General features: G+C 70.1%; 18 protein-coding genes. 9 read left to right on the forward strand and 9 right to left on the reverse strand.

Annotated features, from left to right (window positions below):
- The 3 genes from G6R24_RS09010 to fabD form a co-directional block, all read left to right on the forward strand.
- Positions 1-1,146, forward strand: a 1,146-nt coding sequence (locus G6R24_RS09010) for an FAD-dependent monooxygenase (protein WP_192029112.1), incomplete at its 5' end; no start/stop codon positions are given.
- Positions 1,067-2,023: a quinone oxidoreductase family protein gene (locus G6R24_RS09015; protein WP_163548739.1), complete on the forward strand. Its 957-nt coding sequence runs from the start codon at positions 1,067-1,069 to the stop codon at positions 2,021-2,023. The genes G6R24_RS09010 and G6R24_RS09015, both read left to right, overlap by 80 nt.
- A 2-nt stretch (positions 2,024-2,025) precedes the next feature.
- A complete protein-coding gene (fabD, locus tag G6R24_RS09020; RefSeq protein ID WP_163548741.1) occupies positions 2,026-2,934 on the forward strand; it encodes an ACP S-malonyltransferase in 909 nt (302 codons plus the stop codon).
- Positions 2,935-3,301: 367 nt separating this feature from the next.
- On the opposite strand, the gene G6R24_RS09025 is transcribed toward fabD, so the two are convergent.
- Positions 3,302-3,604 (reverse strand): hypothetical protein, encoded by a 303-nt coding sequence (locus G6R24_RS09025; RefSeq protein WP_163548742.1) that lies wholly within the window; start codon positions 3,602-3,604, stop codon positions 3,302-3,304.
- 534 nt (positions 3,605-4,138) lie between these two features.
- On the opposite strand from G6R24_RS09025, the gene G6R24_RS09030 reads away from it, so the two are divergent.
- On the forward strand, positions 4,139-4,975 hold the full coding sequence (locus G6R24_RS09030) for a transposase family protein (RefSeq protein WP_163548744.1): 837 nt from the start codon (positions 4,139-4,141) through the stop codon (positions 4,973-4,975).
- A gap of 254 nt (positions 4,976-5,229) precedes the next feature.
- Here G6R24_RS09030 and G6R24_RS09035 read toward each other — a convergent pair whose 3' ends face one another.
- From G6R24_RS09035 to G6R24_RS09070, 8 genes are read right to left on the reverse strand one after another with little or no spacing between them, the layout of a single operon-like run.
- Positions 5,230-5,715 (reverse strand): iron-sulfur cluster assembly protein, encoded by a 486-nt coding sequence (locus G6R24_RS09035; RefSeq protein ID WP_163548746.1) that lies wholly within the window; start codon positions 5,713-5,715, stop codon positions 5,230-5,232.
- Positions 5,712-6,233 (reverse strand): Fe-S cluster assembly sulfur transfer protein SufU, encoded by a 522-nt coding sequence (sufU, locus tag G6R24_RS09040; protein WP_163548748.1) that lies wholly within the window; start codon positions 6,231-6,233, stop codon positions 5,712-5,714. The genes G6R24_RS09035 and sufU overlap by 4 nt, the downstream gene beginning before the upstream one ends.
- A complete protein-coding gene (locus G6R24_RS09045; protein ID WP_163548750.1) occupies positions 6,230-7,543 on the reverse strand; it encodes a cysteine desulfurase in 1,314 nt (437 codons plus the stop codon). The genes sufU and G6R24_RS09045 overlap by 4 nt, the downstream gene beginning before the upstream one ends.
- Complete coding sequence (sufC, locus tag G6R24_RS09050; protein WP_175084496.1) at positions 7,540-8,361, reverse strand: Fe-S cluster assembly ATPase SufC; 822 nt, start codon at positions 8,359-8,361, stop codon at positions 7,540-7,542. Before sufC ends, G6R24_RS09045 begins: the two co-directional genes overlap by 4 nt.
- Positions 8,362-8,369: 8 nt before the next feature.
- Positions 8,370-8,732: a non-heme iron oxygenase ferredoxin subunit gene (locus G6R24_RS09055; RefSeq protein WP_163548754.1), complete on the reverse strand. Its 363-nt coding sequence runs from the start codon at positions 8,730-8,732 to the stop codon at positions 8,370-8,372.
- Positions 8,729-10,057: a Fe-S cluster assembly protein SufD gene (gene sufD, locus G6R24_RS09060; protein WP_163548756.1), complete on the reverse strand. Its 1,329-nt coding sequence runs from the start codon at positions 10,055-10,057 to the stop codon at positions 8,729-8,731. Before sufD ends, G6R24_RS09055 begins: the two co-directional genes overlap by 4 nt.
- Positions 10,057-11,469: a Fe-S cluster assembly protein SufB gene (gene sufB / locus G6R24_RS09065; RefSeq protein ID WP_163548758.1), complete on the reverse strand. Its 1,413-nt coding sequence runs from the start codon at positions 11,467-11,469 to the stop codon at positions 10,057-10,059. The genes sufD and sufB overlap by 1 nt, the downstream gene beginning before the upstream one ends.
- On the reverse strand, positions 11,466-12,176 hold the full coding sequence (locus tag G6R24_RS09070; RefSeq protein WP_163548760.1) for a helix-turn-helix transcriptional regulator: 711 nt from the start codon (positions 12,174-12,176) through the stop codon (positions 11,466-11,468). Before G6R24_RS09070 ends, sufB begins: the two co-directional genes overlap by 4 nt.
- 353 nt (positions 12,177-12,529) lie before the next feature.
- Between G6R24_RS09070 and G6R24_RS09075 the strand changes: the two genes are divergently transcribed.
- The 5 genes from G6R24_RS09075 (at position 12,530) to G6R24_RS09095 (ending at position 17,723) form a co-directional block, all read left to right on the forward strand.
- Positions 12,530-13,243, forward strand: a complete 714-nt coding sequence (locus tag G6R24_RS09075) for a hypothetical protein (protein WP_163548762.1) — start codon at positions 12,530-12,532, stop codon at positions 13,241-13,243.
- 131 nt (positions 13,244-13,374) lie between these two features.
- Positions 13,375-15,024, forward strand: a complete 1,650-nt coding sequence (gene glpK / locus G6R24_RS09080; protein WP_163548764.1) for a glycerol kinase GlpK — start codon at positions 13,375-13,377, stop codon at positions 15,022-15,024.
- A 203-nt stretch (positions 15,025-15,227) separates the two neighbouring features.
- Complete coding sequence (locus G6R24_RS09085) at positions 15,228-15,770, forward strand: helix-turn-helix domain-containing protein (RefSeq protein WP_163548766.1); 543 nt, start codon at positions 15,228-15,230, stop codon at positions 15,768-15,770.
- A gap of 67 nt (positions 15,771-15,837) precedes the next feature.
- On the forward strand, positions 15,838-16,938 hold the full coding sequence (locus G6R24_RS09090; protein WP_163548768.1) for an ABC transporter ATP-binding protein: 1,101 nt from the start codon (positions 15,838-15,840) through the stop codon (positions 16,936-16,938).
- A gap of 59 nt (positions 16,939-16,997) precedes the next feature.
- The gene (locus G6R24_RS09095; RefSeq protein WP_163548770.1) at positions 16,998-17,723 is read left to right on the forward strand and encodes an ABC transporter permease; all 726 of its coding nucleotides are present in this window, start codon (positions 16,998-17,000) and stop codon (positions 17,721-17,723) included.
- The last annotated feature ends 497 nt before the right edge of the window (positions 17,724-18,220 follow it).

Consider the following 18,220-nt stretch of genomic DNA (forward strand, 5'->3'; position numbering starts at 1 on the left):
TTCTACTTCGACGAGGGCACGTTCTTCACGATCCTACCGATCGATGGCCGCTACTTCCGCCTCATCTCCACCTGTCACACCACGGCGGCAGAGGTAGACGACGAGTTCGTGTTGCGCCGGTTTGACACCCTGCTGCGCGCCCTTGGTCTCACTGATGTCAGCCTCGGCTCTCCGTTCTGGGTGACGCGGTTCAACCCGCGACAGTTCCTCGCCGACCGGCTGCGCGTTGGCGGGGTCTTCCTCGTCGGTGACGCCGCCCATATCCAGAGCCCGATCGGTGCACAGGGACTCAACACCGGTATCCAGGACACGATGAATCTCGCGTGGAAACTCGGCCACGCGGTGTACAGCGCGGACGCCGACCGGATGCTCGACAGTTATCACAGTGAACGCCATCCGGTCGCGCGTCGGCTGTTCGAGTACAACGATCTGCTCAGTGAGCGGATCTTCGGCCGCAACCGGATCAAACGGAAGCTGCTACGGTACCAGAACCACCTGCTGCGCCTACCATCGTTCCACGCCACCGAACTGGGCAAGGTCAGCCAGTTCCGGGTCGGGTATCCGGCCGGCGGGTTGTTCGGCCGAGGCGGGGCGGGGGCGGCGTGTGGACCGCAGCTTCGGGCTGGTACGCGGATGCCCCATACGGCGTTCACCTCGCCTGACGGCGAGGTGTTCCCACTGCTGGGGGAGCTGGGCGCGCATCGACACCTGCTGCTGGCGTTCGCCGGTGAGGACGCTGCCCCGCCCGAGCGGTTCCTGGCACCACTTCGGCAGGCCAGCCGGTTACGGCTCACCGGAGAAGACGCTGCCTACGTAGTCTACGACCGGCCCTCCCCGAAACAGCGTTATCGAGGCCCGTCAGGCACTCAGGTTCTCATCGATCGAATCGGGCGCTGGCGCGAGCAGCACCGGGTGCCCGAGCACACTGGTGTGCTGCTGCGCCCCGACGGCTATGTGGCTGCGGCGTTCCCGCTCACTGACCCGGCTTCGCTCGACAGCTACCTGTCTCTGCTTGAATACACGATGACCCAATCATGCCAAGGAAGGGCGGCCAAGGATGACAGAAATGGCAGCGCTACGGTTCGACCGCATCGGTTCCCTGGACGCGTTGCATCTCGCCACGGTACGCCGCCCGGACGTGGGTGAGGGCGAGGTCGTGGTGCGGGTGGAGGCTGCCGGACTCAACCCCAGCGATTTCAAGAACGTGCTCGGGAAGTTCCCATACACCACCGTGCCCCGCACTCCGGGACGTGATTTCGCCGGCACCGTCGTCGCGGGTCCCACGGATCTGGTCGGGCGTGAGGTGTGGGGCAGCGGCCGGGAGCTTGGTTTCACCCGCGACGGCTCGCACGCCGAGTACGTGGCGCTGCCCGCGGCGGGGGTGGCGGCCAACCCCGGGAACCTGTCGTTCGCCGCGGCCGCGGCCTGCGGTGTGCCGTATCTGACCGCGTGGGAAGCCGTGGAACGCACCGGGATTCACGCCGGGAGCACCGTGGTGATCATCGGTCTGGGTGCCGTCGGTGGCGCGGCGCGGGCGCTGGCCGCGGCCCGGGGTGCGCGGGTGCTGGTGGCGGTACGGCGCATCGAGCAGGCCGGGGAGCTGCGTGCCCGCGGTATACACACGGTCGTGCTCGGCGACGACCTGGCCGCCGACGTACGCACGCATTTCGGTGATGCCGCCGAGGTCGTGTTCGACACCACCGGGTTCTGGTTGCCGCTGGCTGTCCCCGCGCTGGCACCCGGCGGCCGGGTGGCGATCATCGCCGCGCCCGCCGATGGACACGAGCGGGTGCCGGTCCTGGATTTCTACCGTCGTGGCGCCACCCTGGTCGGGGTCAACTCCGCCCGCCATGACACGACAACCAGCGCCGCCTCGCTGAACGCCCTGCGTGGACTGTTCGAGTCCGGTGCCCTGCCCGCGCCCGAGGGCATGGTGGAACGCCCGCTGCTCAAGGCCGTGGAAACCTACCGTGACCTGGCCGCGGGCGCGACCGACAAGTTCGTCTTCGTTTCCGAGCACTGACCATGCCGGTATTCACCTTTCCCGGCCAGGGTTCCCAGTTCCCCGGCATGGGTGCCGATTTCTTCGACGAGTTCCCCGACCTCATGCGCCAGGCCGACGAGGTTCTGGGTTACTCGATCCGCCAGCTGTGCACCGAGTCTGGCGGGGCGCGGCTGCGCCGCACCCGTTTCGCGCAACCAGCCATCTACACCGTGAATGTGCTGGCGTACCTGCGGTTTCAGCGCGAGACTGGACTGAGGCCGTCATATCTGCTTGGGCACAGCCTGGGTGAGTACTGTGCGCTGTTCGCCGCAGGTGCTTTCGATTTCGCCACCGGGTTGCGGCTTGTAGCGTTGCGCGGGGAGCTGATGGGGGAGGCCGACGGCGGTGCGATGGCCGCTGTCATCGGCCTGACTGCCGAGCAGGTACGGCAGGCGATCGACGACTGGGCCGGCGGTGGTATCTGGGTGGCAAACCTCAACGCACCCAACCAGGTCGTCATCTCCGGGCACGCCGACCAGGTACGAGCCGCGCGCGACCACTTCCTCGCCGCCGGTGCCGACCGTTACGTGCCCCTGCCAGTGAGCGGAGCGTTCCATTCGCCGCTGATGAGCGCCGCGCAAGCACGATATGAGCAGATCCTGGCCAGGACAGCGATCGGGGTGCCGCAGATCCCCGTTGTCGCCAACCTGACCGGACGCCCACACGCCGCTGGCGGCGTGTGGGCGTCGCTGGCGGCGTGCGGGCGTCGCTGGCGGCGTGCGGGCGTCGCTGGCGGCTCAGATCTGCGGCACCGTCCGATGGACCGACAGCATCCGGCTGCTGCTCCAGCGCGGCGAAACCCAGTTCATCGAGACCGGCGCGCGGCAGGTACTCATCCCGATGATCACCCAGATTGCCGCGCACACCATGTGATGGTCAGGACGATGTGAGCGGGACCGCTTACGGCACCCTGACGCAGGTACCGCTGGACTCGACGCTACCCACTAATCACGACGAAATTTTGTCAACAGCCAGGTTGCGGTACCCGTTGACGATCAGGTGAAGATCTCCGGTCACCAGAGTTCTGGTGGTGTCAGCCGGACCCCGGAAGGTTTGCTGACGCGTAGGCGGTGGACCAGGCATGGGGTTTCTGACGGGGCCGTGTAGCGGGAGACGGGCGCGACGCCTGGAGATCATGGGGCTCCTACCCCATCATGATTGATCCGAGGTGTCGTGCCCGCCGTCCCAGCGTCGTCGTCTGCCCCGGTTCTCGATCGGCTGGCTGTCGTCGTTGCCGACGATCCTCACCATCCGTCGTCAGTAGCGGGTCTGCCGACGGTCTTCGGCCGGGTCCCGGACCCGCGGAAACCCCAAGGCCGGCGGCACACTGGCGGTGGTGCTGGCCTTGGCGGCATGCGCGGTACTTGCGGGACCACGGTCATTCACCGCGAGCGCCGAGCGGGCCCACGTCCACTGCTGATCCACCCAGCCCTGCGCCGCCGGTCCCTGCTCCAGCTCGGCATCCAGTGACCGCGCCTGTTCCTCGATCTCGCTCCCGGGCGAGGTCTGTTCGGTCTGGGCGGCCTCATCAGCGACACCCAGGCGACGCTTGACGTCCACGTCGACGTCACGACAGCCGCCGGGCTACGACCCCCGGCCTTCGTCCACAGGGTCTGGCCGAGGCTGTCGCCCTGTTGGGAAAACGTCTCGTCCAGGACAGTGGCAGCGGGGACCCTGCCGCCCGGGTCGCAGGACCACCTGCGTGGCTGGTTGCCGGACTCCCGTCGTCATGGACGGCATCGACGCCGCCGCGCGGAGCGGCTGCCAGCGTCCGGGCAGACACGATGACGCGCACTCCGCCCCAACCTGGCCCGGCTCGAACGAGCTGGTCCCCTCCACAACGGGTCGGCGAGTGGGGTGGCACCCACCGACCGACGCGAGTCCAAGATGATCACAGCAAGCGTGTGCGGCCAAGCCGATGGCCACACACGCGGGTGCTCACTGAGCCTTTCCCTGTAACTGGTCGTCACACTCCGCGTCTGATTGCTGTGGGTGACGATCGGGGGGTGTGTCAGGGGTGGTAGACGGCGAAACGCGAGGCCTCGGTAGGAAGTAGTCCTTCCACAGATCACTTCCGAGAGGCCCCGCGTCGCGATGAGTATCCCATATGTCTCCTACCTGCCTGTCAGCGATCACACGTTCTGGGGTCTGATCCGTCTCCTGGCGGCGGAACGCGAGCGTGTCGGCACGCGGAACGGGAGGCGGAAGCTCGGCTGCGCCGACCAGGCCACGGTCGTGATCCGCTGGTTCTGCGACGGCACCAAGGTCAGAAGGCTCTGCGAGGATCACGGGATCAGTAGGAGCGTGTGCTACCGGGCGATCCACGAGGGTCGCGCGCTGCTGGCCTGGCAGGCGCCTGACCTGCGCAATGCTCTGATCGCCGCGAAGATGGCCGGCTACGACCATGTGATCGTCGACGGCACGCTCGTGGAGACCGACCGTCTGTGCGTGCCCGGCCCGACGAAGGGCGTGGACCTGTGGTGGTCGGGCAGGGCCCACAACCACGCGGGCAACGTCCAGGTCGTCACCGCCCCGGACGACGGCTTCCCGCTGTGGGTCTGCGATGTCCGGCCCGGCCGGGAGCACGACCTGACCGCGCTGCGCGCCTCAGGCGCGATCCCGGTCCTCGCGGAGTGGACAGGCGATAAGCTCCACCGGGTCCTGTTCGACCTCGGTTACGAAGGGTGCGCAACCCAGGAGGGCCCGCTCACGATCCCGTTCAAGAAGCCGAAGGGTGGCACCCTCACCGACGACCAGAAAGGCCACAACAGGATCCACAACGCGCTGCGCGCTGTCGGCGAACGCGGAAACGCCCTACTCAAGGGCACTTTCGGTGTCCTGCGTAATGTCACGATCGACCCCTGGCGGATCGGCTCCGTCGTGAAGGCATGCCTCGTGCTGCTCCACATGGAGCACCAGCGCACCACCTGAAGACCAACTCATACACACAGGGTTGTCGCTACTGAAAGCGACGACAGGTTACCGGGAAAGGTTCACTGCGAGGAGCCCGCGCATTGATCTTCGTCCCACGGATTATGAGATCGAGCTGGATGACTGACTCGAGATCTCTCAGGCAGGCGAGCGAGGCGGCGCCCGGTCTGGCCGAAGGGTGACCTCGGCCAGACCGGTGGCGAGCCAGTTGGTGTTGCGGTCAGACGGTGGTACGGGTCTGACGGTGGTGCGGGTCAGACGTTGAAGCCGAGGGCGCGGAGCTGGTCGCGGCCGTCGTCGGTGATCTTGTCGGGGCCCCACGGGGGCATCCAGACCCAGTTGATCTTCACGTCGGCGGCGAGGCCGCCGTCGGGGCCGTCGACCAGGGCCGAGCGGGTCTGGTCCTCGATGACGTCGGTCAGCGGGCAGGCCGCCGAGGTGAGTGTCATGTCGAGGGTGATGATGTTGTCGTCGGAGACGTGGATGCCGTAGACGAGGCCGAGGTCGACGACGTTGATGCCGAGCTCGGGGTCGACGACGTCGCGCATCGCCTCCTCGATGTCGTCGAACTCCGCGAGGTCCAAGGCTGCCGCCCGCTCGGCGCGGGTGCCGTGCTGCTCGGCCTCGGTCGCCGCGTCCTGGGTCGCCGCGTCCTGGGTGGAGGTGCCAGCTTCGCCGATGACGGTGCCGGGGTCGGCAGTCGCGTCCTGGATCGGGGTTTCGGTCAGCGCGTCGGTCATGGCTTCTCCTGCTCCGGTACGTCGAGGGCGGCGGGGGTCGCCGGCGCCGTGGCCGACACGGACGCGGACGCTGCCGCCGCTGCGGGATCGACGGCCTTGGCGGTGGCGTCCTTCCAGGCCATCCAGGACAGCAGGGCGCACTTGACCCGAGCAGGGTACTTGGAGACGCCGGCGAACGCGACCGCGTCCTCGAGCCGCTCCTCGTCACCCTCCGCGGTGCCGCGCGACTGCATCAGCGCCAGGAACTCGCGTTCGAGTTCCAGCGCGTCGTCGACCTTCTTGCCGATCACCAGGTCGCTCATCACGCTCGCCGAGGCCTGGCTGATCGAACAGCCCTCGCTCTCGTACGAGACGTCCTCGACCACACCGTCGACGACCTTCACCCGCAGGGTGACCTCGTCCCCGCAGGTGGGGTTGACGTGGTGCACCTCGGCGTCGAACGGGTCGCGCAGCCCGCGGTGCAGCGGGTTGCGGTAGTGGTCCAGGATGATCTCCTGGTACATGGAATCAAGGTTCACTTCGAGAAGAACCTCCGGACCCCGTGCAGACCTTCCACCAACGCGTCGACCTCAGCGGTCGTCGAGTACAGGTGGAAGGATGCCCGGGTCGTCGCGGGAATGCCGTAGCGCAGGCAGACCGGCCGCGCGCAGTGGTGGCCGACCCGCACCGCGATGCCGCGCTCGTCGAGCAGCTGGCCGACGTCGTGCGGGTGGATGTTGCGCCCGGTGTCGTCGGTGAGCACGAACGAGATCGCCCCACCGCGTGCCTCGGCGGTCGGCGGACCGATGATCCGCAGGCCGGGCACGCTGGCCAGGGCGTCAAGCGCGTAGGCGGTGATGGCGTGCTCGTGGGCGGCGACCGCCGGCATGCCGAGCGCGCTCAGGTAGTCGACGGCGGCGCCGAGCCCGACGACCTGGCTGATCATCGGGGTGCCGGCCTCGAAGCGGTGCGGCGGCGGGGCGTAGGTCGACCCCTCCATCGTCACGACCTCGATCATCTCGCCACCGCCGAGGAACGGCGGCATGACCTCGAGCAGTTCGAGGCGGCCCCACAGCACGCCGACGCCGGTCGGCGCGCACATCTTGTGGCCGGTGAAGGCGAGGAAGTCCACCCCGAGGGTGGTGACGTCGACCGGCAGGTGCGGCACCGACTGGGAGCCGTCGAGCACGGTCAGCGCGCCGACCTCGCGGGCCCGGGCGACGATGCGCTCGACCGGGTTGAGGGTGCCGAGGATGTTCGACTGGTGCACCATCGAGACGACCTTGGTCCGGTCGTTGATGATGCTGTCGAGGTCGGCCAGGTCGAGGCGGCCGTCGTCGGTCAGGCCGATCCAGCGCAGGGTGGCGCCGGTGCGCCGGGCGAGCATCTGCCAGGGCACCAGGTTGGAGTGGTGCTCCATCTCGGTGATGACGATCTCGTCGCCGGGGCCGACCCGGAAGCGGGCGGCCTCCACACCGGTGGTCTCGGCGTTGCTCATCGCGTAGGCGACCAGGTTCAGCGCCTCGGTCGAGTTCTTGGTGAACACGACCTCGCGGCGGTCGGTGGCACCGATGAACGCGGCGATCTTGTCACGGGTCGCCTCGTACAGCGCGGTGGCCTCCTCGGCCAGCACGTGGATGCCGCGGTGCACGTTGGCGTTGTGCCGCTCGTAGTAGGTCCGCTCGGCGTCGAGGACGGCCAGCGGCTTCTGCGAGGTGGCGGCGCTGTCGAGGTAGACCAGCGGCAGGTTGTCGTGCACGGTGCGCGACAGGATCGGGAAGTCCTTGCGCACCTGCTCGACGTCGTAGCCGCTGGCCAGAACGGCCGGGTGCGGCTCGGTGACGGTCATGACGCAGCTCCAGCCCCCGCCGGGGCGACCGCGGCCGCTCCGCCGCCCAATGACACCGCGGCTCCGCCGCCCTTGACGTAGCGGTCGTAGCCACCGTCCTCGAGCACGGCGGCGAGCTCGGGGCCGCCCGAGTCGACGATGCGGCCGGCGGCCATCACGTGGACGAACTCGGGCTTGATGTAGCGCAGGATGCGCGTGTAGTGGGTGATGAGCAGGATGCCCGTCTCCCCCTTGGCACGCACGGCCTCGATGCCACCGGAGACGATGCGCAGCGCGTCGACGTCGAGGCCGGAGTCGGTCTCGTCGAGCACGGCGATCTTCGGCTTGAGCAGCGCCATCTGCAGGATCTCGTGGCGCTTCTTCTCACCGCCGGAGAAGCCCTCGTTGACGCCGCGCTCGGCGAACGCCGGGTCCATCTCCAGGGCTTCCATGGAGGCCTTGACCTCCTTGACCCAGGTACGCAGCTTCGGTGCCTCGCCGCGCACGGCCGTGGCCGAGGAGCGCAGGAAGTTCGACACCGACACCCCGGGGATCTCCACCGGGTACTGCATCGCCAGGAAGATCCCGGCGCGGGCGCGGGCGTCGACGCCCATGGTGAGGACGTCCTCACCGTCGAGCGTGATGCTGCCGTTGGTCACGGTGTACTTCGGGTGGCCCGCGATCGAGTAGGACAGGGTCGACTTGCCCGACCCGTTCGGTCCCATGATCGCGTGGGTCTCGCCCTTGCGGACGGTCAGGTCGACCCCGCGCAGGATCTCGCGCGGACCTTCCTCGGTCTCCACCGAGACGTGCAGGTTACGAATCTCCAAGGTCGACACCGCGGTCGTCACCCTCGTTCCGGGCTCGTCTGTGCGACGGCGACGAGCACGTCGTCACCGTCGATAGTCACTGGGTAGGTGGGCACCGGGTCGATCGCCGGCAGGCTCAACGGCCGGCCGGTGGTCAGGTCGAACTGCGACCCGTGCAGCCAGCACTCGATCTTGCCGTCTTCGACCTCACCGGCGGACAGCTGGACGTCGGCGTGCGAGCACTCGTCGCGCAGCGCGTAGACGGTGCCGCCGGTGCGCACGACGCACACCGGCACACCGTCGATCTCGACGCCGAGCGCGGTGTCCTCGGCCAGGTCGGCCAGCGAGCAGACCCGGTGATGCCCGGGTGCGGCCGAGGTGCCGACCGGTGCGGCGCTCACGCGCCCGCCCCGGCGCCCGCCCCGGCGCCCGCCCCGGCGGCCGCCCCGGCCGCCTCGGCGGCTTCGGCGGCTTCGGCGGCTTCGGCGGCTTCGGCGGCTTCGGCGGCTTCGGCGGCTTCGGCGGCTTCGGCCTCGGCGATGGCCTCGGCCAGCTCGGACTCGCCGAGCCGGGCGGCCACCGAGGTCATGATGCGGTCGCGCAGCTCGGGAATGTCGATCCGGTCGATGACCTCGGCGAAGAAGCCGTGGACGACGAGCCGACGGGCCTCGGTCGGCGGGATGCCGCGCGACTGCAGGTAGAACAGCGCCTCGTCGTCGAAGCGGCCGGTGGCGCTGGCGTGCCCGGCGCCGACGACCTCGCCGGTGAGGATCTCCAGGTTGGGCACCGAGTCGGCGCGGGCGCCGTCGGTGAGCACCAGGTTGCGGTTGAGCTCGTAGGTGTCGGTGTCGACCGCGTCGGCGCCGATCAGGACGTCGCCGATCCACACCGCGTGCGCCGACTCGCCGCGCAGCGCACCCTTGTAGGTCACCCGGCTGCGGCACGAGCGCGCCTGGTGGGTGACCAGCAGGCGGTGCTCCTGGTGCTGGCCGGCGTCGGTGAAGAACACGCCGTTGAGCTCGGCGTCGCCGCCGGGCCCGCGGTAGTCGACGGTCGGGTTGAGCCGGACGAGCTCACCGCCGAGCGTGACGGTGAACGAACGCAGCTTCGCGTCCCGGCCGACGGAGAAGGCGTGCGCGCCCAGGTGCACGGTGCCCGCGTCCCAGTCCTGCAGGGAGATCACGGTGAGCGACGCGCCGTGGCCGACGTACACCTCGACGTTGCCGGCGTAGGTGGCGCTGCCGGTGTGGTCGAGCACGACGGTGGCGGACGAGAACGGCCCGGCCTCGATCACCAGGTGGCCGTAGGCGACCCCGGCGGCGCTGGCGGCTCCGGCGGCGCCCTGCGGACCCTCACCGTGCAGGCGCACGATGACCGGTTCCGACAGCGACGCCTCGGCGGGGATCGTCACGGCGGTCGCCCCGCCCGCACGGGCGGTGGCGAACGCGGCGATCCGGTCGGCCGGGATCAGGACCCGACCGATCCGGGCGTCGGCGGCGTCGAGCCGCTCGACGGCGACCCCGTCAGGTGCCGTGACCGTGACCGTGACCAGGCCGTCGGCCTCGGGGCCGGTCGGCAGGCCACGCAGGCGGCGCAGCGGGGTGAACCGCCAGGCCTCCTCGCGCCCGGTGGGCACGTCGTGGTCCTGCGGGTCACGGGAACGCACCGGGCGGGGCACGGCTCCGGCGGCCGCCGGGGGGCGCCCGGTGGCATCGATGACGGCCATCAGCCGACCGAACCTTCCATCTGCAGCTCGATGAGCCGGTTGAGTTCGAGCGCGTATTCCATCGGCAGTTCGCGGGCGATGGGCTCGACGAAGCCGCGCACGATCATCGCCATCGCCTCCTCCTCCGACAGACCGCGGCTCATCAGGTAGAACAGCTGGTCCGCGCCGACCTTCGACACGCTCGCCTCGTGCCCGATGGACGCGTCGTCCTCGCGGACGTCGACATACGGGTAGGTGTCGGAGCGGCTGATCGTGTCGACGAGCAGCGCGTCGCACTTGACCGTGGAGCGCGACCCCGACGAACCCTCGTTGATCTGCACGAGACCGCGGTAGGACGTCCGGCCGCCGCCGCGGGCCACCGACTTGGAGATGATCTGCGAGGACGTGTGCGGCGCGGCGTGCACCATCTTGGCGCCGGCGTCCTGGTGCTGGCCGGGGCCGGCGAAGGCGATCGAGAGGACCTCGCCCTTGGCGTGCTCGCCGAGCATCCACACGGCCGGGTACTTCATGGTCACCTTGGAGCCGATGTTGCCGTCGACCCACTCCATCGTGGCGCCCTCATGGCAGGCGGCACGCTTGGTGACCAGGTTGTAGACGTTGTTCGACCAGTTCTGGATGGTCGTGTACCGGCAGCGCGCGTTCTTCTTCACGATGATCTCGACGACGGCCGAGTGCAGCGAGTCCGACGAGTAGATCGGGGCGGTGCAACCCTCGACGTAGTGCACGTAGGCACCTTCGTCGACGATGATGAGCGTCCGCTCGAACTGACCCATGTTCTCGGTGTTGATCCGGAAGTAGGCCTGCAGCGGGATCTCGACCTGCACGCCCGGCGGCACGTAGATGAACGAGCCACCCGACCAGACCGAGGTGTTCAGCGCGGCGAACTTGTTGTCACCGACCGGGATGACCGAGCCGAAGTACTCCCGGAACAGCTCCGGGTGCTCGCGCAGACCGGAGTCGGTGTCCAGGAAGATGACGCCCTGCTCCTCAAGATCCTCACGGATCTTGTGGTAGACGACCTCGGACTCGTACTGGGCGGCCACACCGGAGATGAGGCGCTGCTTCTCCGCCTCGGGGATGCCGAGCCGGTCGTAGGTGGCGCGGATGTCCTCCGGCAGGTCCTCCCACTCGGCGGCCTGCTTCTCGGTGGAACGGACGAAGTACTTGATGTTGTCGAAGTGAATGCCGGTGAGGTCTGCGCCCCAGGTCGGCATCGGCTTGCGCTCGAACAGGCGCAGGCCCTTCATACGAAGGTCGGTCATCCACGACGGCTCGGACTTCTTCGCCGAGATGCCACGGACGACCGCCTCGGACAGGCCGCGCTCCACGTCGTCGGCATAGGCGTCGGTGTCAGCCCATCCGAACCGGTAGGAGCCAAGGCCCTCAAGGGCGGTCTCGGCAGGGGTGGTCATGGGGCGGAACCTTCCGAAGACGGGGATGGTGGGAGTGGTTCCTGCGGCGGGCCCGCTGGTACGTGGGTCGTGCAGACGCCGTCGCCGTGGGCGATCGTCGCCAGGCGCTGCACGTGGGTGTCCAACACCCGGGCGAGCGCCGCGGTCTCCGCGTCGCACAGCGCCGGGAAGCGCTCGGCGACGAACTGGACCGGGCAGTGATGCTGGCAGATCTGCAGCCCGGTGGGCAGCTCCGAGACGCTGGCGGTGTACCCGGCCGCCGTCATCGCCTCGGCCAGCGCCGCCGGCCGTTCCTGCGGGGACGCGGCGACGACCGCCGAACGCACCCGCCGTTCCAGGTCGACCGCCCGGCTGTCAGCGAACTCGCTGATCGCCGACGGCCCGGCCACCTCCGCGAGGAAGCGCAACGCACCAGCGGCCAGATCGGAGTAGGCGGACGGGCCGGCCTGGTGGCCGGCCTCGGTCAGCGCGTAGCGCCGAGCCGGACGACCCCGACCCCGGGGACCGTGGGGACGGCTCTCGATGGGAGAAATGCTGCCGTCGGAGACCATCGCGTCGAGGTGGCGACGGATCCCGGCCGGCGAGACACCGAGCTGACGAGAAAGTTCGGCCGCCGTGGCCGAACCGCCCTCCAGGAATCGACGCACGACCCGGTCACGGGTGCGGCCGTCCGCCGTCCCGGCCGAGACATCGTGGTCGTTTTTCACAACGTCAGTGTGCCCTATTTACGGGACGCGGTCGAACCCAGCTCCCCCGATCAGGTCACTTCAGGGCGCCGATCTGCGTCACACCCCCAGTGCCAGCACCGTTTCACCACCCGCTTCGCTCCTCGAGGCCCGTCCGGACGTCGTCCGGCCGACACCCGAACACCGTTCCTGTACCTGACAATGCACGCGCAAACACAACATCCACCCACTACCGGCATCTGGTTGACCGTGCCCGCCGAGGCGCTGCCAGACTGACGACACCCCTGGGCACCATCGGGCCGGCGGCAGGACGCCGGGCGACAGAACGACAGAACGACAGGGCAACAGGGCGACAGCGGGAGGCGGCGCAGCAGATGCGGGCGGGACGACGACGACACGGCGGGCTCCCCCGCGCACTGGTCGGGCTCGGCCTGGTGCTGGCACTGGTGGGCGCGGCGGCGGGTTGCAGCGGCGGCGGAGACAAGAAGACCAACGGGCTGGAGGGGCTGGCGCCGGCCGAGGTCGGCTCGCGTGCCGTGACCACGTTGCGCACCGCCCCCGGCGTGCACCTGTCCGGCTCCGTCACGAGCCCCGGTGGCGACGCCCCCGCCGACTACGACCTGGTGCTGTCGCCCACCACGACGCGCGGCACGGTCGAGGAGTACGGCCAGCAGACCCAGCTCGTCAAGATCAAGGCTGACACGTACGTCCGCCGGGCCCGGTCGTACTACACCGCCACCGGCGACAGCGCCGCCGCCGACCTGTTGGCCGACCGCTGGGTCCGCCTCGCCGCCGCCGACGCGGCCAAGTACTCCTACTTCACCCTCGGCGGCTTCAGCGACTCGCTGCGCAGCTACCTCGTCGGCCTGGCCGGAAAGGTCGAGCAGGAGAAGGTGGACGGCGAGCGTGCCGTGCGCGTGCGGACCTCCGACGGCACGACCTTCGAGATCGCCAACACCGGCCCGGCCTATCCCCTGCGGATCACTCTCGCCGGTAACTCGACCACCTGCCTGCGTCTGGCCGACTTCCGCACCCCCGACGCCGCCACCGCGCCGAGTTCCCCGATCGACCTGTCCAGCATCGGCTGAGCCCAGCCTCCGGTTCAACTGAGTCTCCGGTTCAACTGAGTCTCCGGCTGAGCCGAGCCTGGCGACGGCACCCGCCGGGGTCGTACCGACATGTCGTACGGGCGGCCGTCCGATGCGCCAGGATCGGAGCCATGACGGACGGTGAGCCACCCGCGGCCGAGTGGCGTCAGGACGAGCACCGGACTCGGCCCGGCCAGGATCAGGCTCGCCGCCCCGCCCGCGGGCGTGGGCGGGTGGTCGCGGCGGTCGACCAGGGCACGACGGGGACGACGGTGTGCCTGCTCGACGAGCAGGCGGTGGTCGTCGGCCGCGGCTACACCCCCGTGCGGCCGGGTTTCCCCCGGCCGGGCTGGGTCGAGCAGGACCCCGAGCAGCTGTGGCGCAGCGTCGTCGAGGCCGTCCAGGCCGCCCTCGCCGACGCCGGACGTGCGCCGTCCGACCTCGCCGCGCTCGGGATCACCAACCAGCGGGAGACCACCCTGGTGTGGGATCGGCGCACGTCCACGCCGGTGTACCCGGCGATCGTCTGGCAGGACCGGCGCACCGCCGTCCACTGCGAGCGGCTCGCCGCGGACGGTCATGGTCCGTGGGTGGCCGACCGCAGCGGGCTCGTCCTCGATCCGTACTTCTCCGCCACGAAACTCGCCTGGATCCTCGCGCACGACCCGGAGCTGCGTCGCCGGGCCGAACGGGGCGAACTCGCCGCCGGCACGGTCGACTCCTGGCTGATCTGGCGGCTCACCGGCGGCGCCACCCATGTCACCGACATCACCAACGCCTCCCGCACCCAGCTGCTCCACCTCGCCACCGGACGCTGGGACGACGACCTGCTCGGACTCTTCGAGATCCCGGACGACCTGCTGCCCACCGTGGTGCCCAGTTCACGGGTCTACGCGACGACGGATCCGGCGGCCTTCCTCGGGGTGCGGGTGCCGATCGCGGCGGCCGTCGGCGACCAGCAGGCGGCGCTGTTCGCGCAGGGCTGCCACGCTCCCGGGCAGGCCAAGAACACCTACGGCACCGGCTCGTTCGTCCTGGTCAACACGGGTGTGACGGTGCCGGAGCCGGAGTCGGCCCGGGCGGCGGGCCTGCTGCGCACCGCCGCCTACCAGTTGGACGGCCAGCCGGTGCGGTACGCGTTGGAAGGGGCGATCCTGTCCACCGGTTCGGCGGTGGCCTGGCTGCGTGACGGTCTGGGCATCGTCGGCGACGTCGCCGAGACGGCCACTCTCGCCGCCTCGCTGGCCGGCAACGACGGGGTGTACTTCGTCCCGGCGCTGGCCGGCCTCGGCGCTCCGCACTGGGATCCGCGGGCCCGCGGCACCCTGCTCGGTCTCACCCGCGGCACCAGCCGGGCGCATCTGGCGCGCGCCGTCCTCGAGGGCATCGCCTACCGCACCCGGGACGTGGTCGAGGCGATGGCCGCCGCCGACTTCGCCGTCACCGAACTACGTGCCGACGGTGGCGCCGCCCGCAACGCCTGGCTGATGCAGTTCCAGGCGGATGTGCTCGGTATCGACGTCGACGTCCCTGACAACATCGAGACCACCGCGTTGGGATCGGCCTACCTCGCGGGCCTGGCCACCGGCTTCTTCCCCGATCTGGACGCCCTGTCCGACCTGCGCCGCGGTGCCGACCGCTACCGTCCCGCGACGTCGCCCGGGCAGCGCGCCCGCGGCTATCGGCGCTGGCGCAGCGCCCTCGAGCGCTCCCGGGCCTGGGCCCTCGACGACCTCGACGACGGCTCCGACGACCGCTCCGAGAGCGACCGATATCAGTGACACCTGCCGGCCAGGTAACTACATTCCGAAACAAAGACACGATCATCCTTGACGTTCTGTAGCGCCCAGCACCAGGGGACCACCGTAGGGCCACATCCAGCCGCGTCTTTGTGCGCCAATCGGCTGCCAGACGGATGGATGCCTGACAGGCTGTCACCGGGGGCGGTTGGCGTCTCCCGTCAGCCCTGACCCGGACGGAGACTGTGACCGAGGCGGACTACGCCCTGGAGCTCGGCCGCAGGCTTCGTGCGGCGCGCAATCGGCGAGGCATGTCGTTGCTGGACGTCCAGCAACGCACCCACGGCCGATGGACCGCGGGAACTCTCGGTGCCTATGAACGAGGCTCCCGCACCCTGCGCGTGCACCGCCTCGTCGAGCTCGCCGCGATCTACGATGTGCCGGCGACCCTGCTGGTGCCCCCCGCCATCGACCGGCGTGAGGTCGACCACCTCCCCCCGCTGGTCATCGACCTGCGGCGGCTACGCAAACTGCCGCCGACCCGCACCGGTCCCCTGCGACGTTGGATCGCGATCGTGCAGGTCCTGCGTTCGGACAACTCCCGGGACGTGCTCCGGCTGCGCCGCGGTGACCTGCAGTCCCTGTCGCGGCTCTACAGCACCACCCCGGCCGTCCTCTACGAACGACTGCAGGCGTGGGGCGCCCTGGTGGAGCCGAACGAGCCGGCCACGGTCGGCGGGCGCCGCCGCACCACCGTCGCCACCCGCACCCCCCGCCAGCGGATCTGACCTGATGTCCCGCCCCGGAACGGGGATCAATTCCCCCTTCACCGGACGGGATCCGTAGGATCGCCGAGTGGCCGAGATCCTGGCAGTCAGCGTCGCGGGCCTCGTGAAGACCTATTCCGCGCGCTCCGCGGTCACCCGTACCGGGCCGTCGCGCGCGGATCGGCGACGGGACGGCGCCGCGCGCGGCCGCCGCGCCCGGCGCGGTCCACGCGAGCCTGGTTCCGGCGAGTTCCCCGCGGTCCTCGCACCGCACCCGTCCGAACCGCCCACGTCCGGCCGTGTCGCCGATGGGCGCATCCGGGCGGTCGACGGACTGTCGTTCAGCGTGCCGGTGGGTTCGGTCACGGCGCTGCTCGGGCCGAATGGCGCCGGCAAGACCACCACCGTGGAGATCTGCGAGGGTTTCCGCGCCGCCGACGCCGGCGAGGTGCGCATCCTCGGTCGCGACCCGATCGCCGACGCCGTCGAGCTGCGCCCCAGAGTCGGCATCATGCTGCAGTCCGGCGGGATGTACCCCGGGGCGCGCGCCAGGGAGATGCTGCGCCTGGTCGCCGCGCACCACCGTGACCCGCTCGACCCCGCCGCCCTGCTCGACCGGCTCGGCCTCACCGACTCCGCCGCCACCCCGTTTCGCCGTCTCTCCGGCGGCCAGCAGCAACGCCTGTCGCTGGCGATGGCCGTCGTCGGCCGCCCCGAACTCGTCTTCCTCGACGAACCCACCGCCGGTCTGGACGTCGCCGGGCGCCGCACCACCTGGGAGCTCATCGAGGAACTGCGAGCCGCCGGGGTCACCGTCGTGCTCACCACACACGCGATGGACGAGGCGGAGCGCCTCGCCGACCAGGTCACCATCATCAACCACGGCCGCGTCGTGGCCACCGGCTCCCCCGCCGAACTCACCCGCGGCGGCGCCGAGGGCCAACTGCGTTTCCGCGCCCCCGCCGGCCTCGACCTCGCCACCCTGCTGCTCGCCCTGCCCGACGGCACCACCACCAAGGAAAGCCCGTCCGGCCACTACCTGGTGGAGGGCACCGTCGACCCACAGCTGCTGGCCGCGGTCACCGCCTGGTGCGCCGGCAACGGCGTGCTCGCCGAGGACCTGCGGGTCGAGCAACGCACCCTGGAGGACGTCTTCGTGGAACTGACCGGTGCGGAGCTGCGCCCGTGACCGCCGCGGGTGCCACGCTGGACCTTCGTCCGGCGCCCGGCGCCGCGAGCCGCGCCCGGATGTTCGCGGCGCAGACCCGACTCGAGCTCGTCCTGACCCTGCGCCGCGGCGAGTCCGTCCTGCTCACGTTGATCATTCCGGTCGGCCTGCTGGCCTTCTTCACCGGCGTGGACGTCCTGCCGCACGACACCGGGCGACCCGTCGACTTCCTGGTGCCCGGCGTCCTGGCATTGGCGATCATGTCGACGGCGTTCACCGGCCAGGCGATCGCCACCGGCTTCGAACGCTCCTACGGCGTGCTCAAACGGCTCGGCGCCACTCCCCTGCCCCGCTCCATCCTGCTCGCCGGCAAGACCACGGCCGTGCTCGCCGTCGAGGTACTGCAGCTCGTCCTGCTCGTCGCCGTCGGTTTCGCACTCGGCTGGAAGCCCTCCGGTGGCGTGGCCGCCGCGCCCTGGGTGCTGCTGCTGCTGGTGCTGGGCACGGCCGCGTTCTCCGGCCTTGGCCTGCTGATGGCCGGGACGCTGCGCGCCGAGGCGACCCTCGCGGCGGCCAACGGCGTCTACCTGTTGCTGCTGCTCATCGGCGGTGTGGTCTTCGCACTGTCCGAACTACCCGGATGGCTGCGGGTCATCGCCGAGGGCCTGCCGACGGCGGCCCTGTCGGACGGACTGCGCCACGTCCTCGCCGACGGTGACGGGCCCGGACTACGCCCCCTGATCGTGCTGGCCGTGTGGGCCGTCGCCAGCCTGGGCCTCGCCGCCCGCACCTTCCGCTGGGAATAACCGCATCCCCTTCCCCTGGCACGCACCCCCTTGGCACGCACCCCGGACGACCCTTCAGTCACCCTTTCGGCAGCCCCGCCGGACGGCCCTTCGACAATCCCGCTGGACGTCCCCCTCGGCAGCCCCGCCGGACGGCCCCTCGGCAATCCCGCCGGACGGGCCCTCGGCAGCCCCGCGGGACGGGCCCCTTGGCAGCCCCGCGGGACGGCCCCTTGGCAATCCCTGGATGGCTCCCTTCGACAGCCTCCACTGCTATCGACCACTCTCAGCCATTATCGATCACCCTTGGCCACCATCGACGACCATCGGCCACCCTTGGTGACCATTGACGCCTCTCGGCTACCGTCAATGCCCCTCGCCGTCCGATAAGCCCCGCCGCAGCCCAGACGCCGAGGGTTATTCGGCCGCATGCCGAGGACTGGTCGGAAAGCGAGGGCCCCGATCCTCGAACAACCCTCGGCATGCCGCGATCTTGGCCGCGGTCTGGCCGGGATCTG

This window comes from Candidatus Frankia nodulisporulans (assembly GCF_902806475.1).
Classification (GTDB): Bacteria; Actinomycetota; Actinomycetes; order Frankiales; family Frankiaceae; genus Frankia; species Frankia umida.

Excerpts from the sequence above, each read along its gene's own strand:
- glpK (WP_163548764.1), top strand. The coding sequence starts at position 13,375 with ATGACGGACGGTGAGCCACCCGCGGCCGAGTGGCGTCAGGACGAGCAC.
- sufB (WP_163548758.1), bottom strand. The coding sequence starts at position 11,469 with ATGACCACCCCTGCCGAGACCGCCCTTGAGGGCCTTGGCTCCTACCGG.
- G6R24_RS09035 (WP_163548746.1), bottom strand. The coding sequence starts at position 5,715 with ATGACCGACGCGCTGACCGAAACCCCGATCCAGGACGCGACTGCCGAC.
- G6R24_RS09045 (WP_163548750.1), bottom strand. The coding sequence starts at position 7,543 with ATGACCGTCACCGAGCCGCACCCGGCCGTTCTGGCCAGCGGCTACGAC.
- G6R24_RS09075 (WP_163548762.1), top strand. The coding sequence starts at position 12,530 with ATGCGGGCGGGACGACGACGACACGGCGGGCTCCCCCGCGCACTGGTC.
- G6R24_RS09015 (WP_163548739.1), top strand. The coding sequence starts at position 1,067 with ATGGCAGCGCTACGGTTCGACCGCATCGGTTCCCTGGACGCGTTGCAT.
- G6R24_RS09095 (WP_163548770.1), top strand. The coding sequence starts at position 16,998 with ATGTTCGCGGCGCAGACCCGACTCGAGCTCGTCCTGACCCTGCGCCGC.
- sufD (WP_163548756.1), bottom strand. The coding sequence starts at position 10,057 with ATGGCCGTCATCGATGCCACCGGGCGCCCCCCGGCGGCCGCCGGAGCC.
- G6R24_RS09030 (WP_163548744.1), top strand. The coding sequence starts at position 4,139 with ATGAGTATCCCATATGTCTCCTACCTGCCTGTCAGCGATCACACGTTC.
- fabD (WP_163548741.1), top strand. The coding sequence starts at position 2,026 with ATGCCGGTATTCACCTTTCCCGGCCAGGGTTCCCAGTTCCCCGGCATG.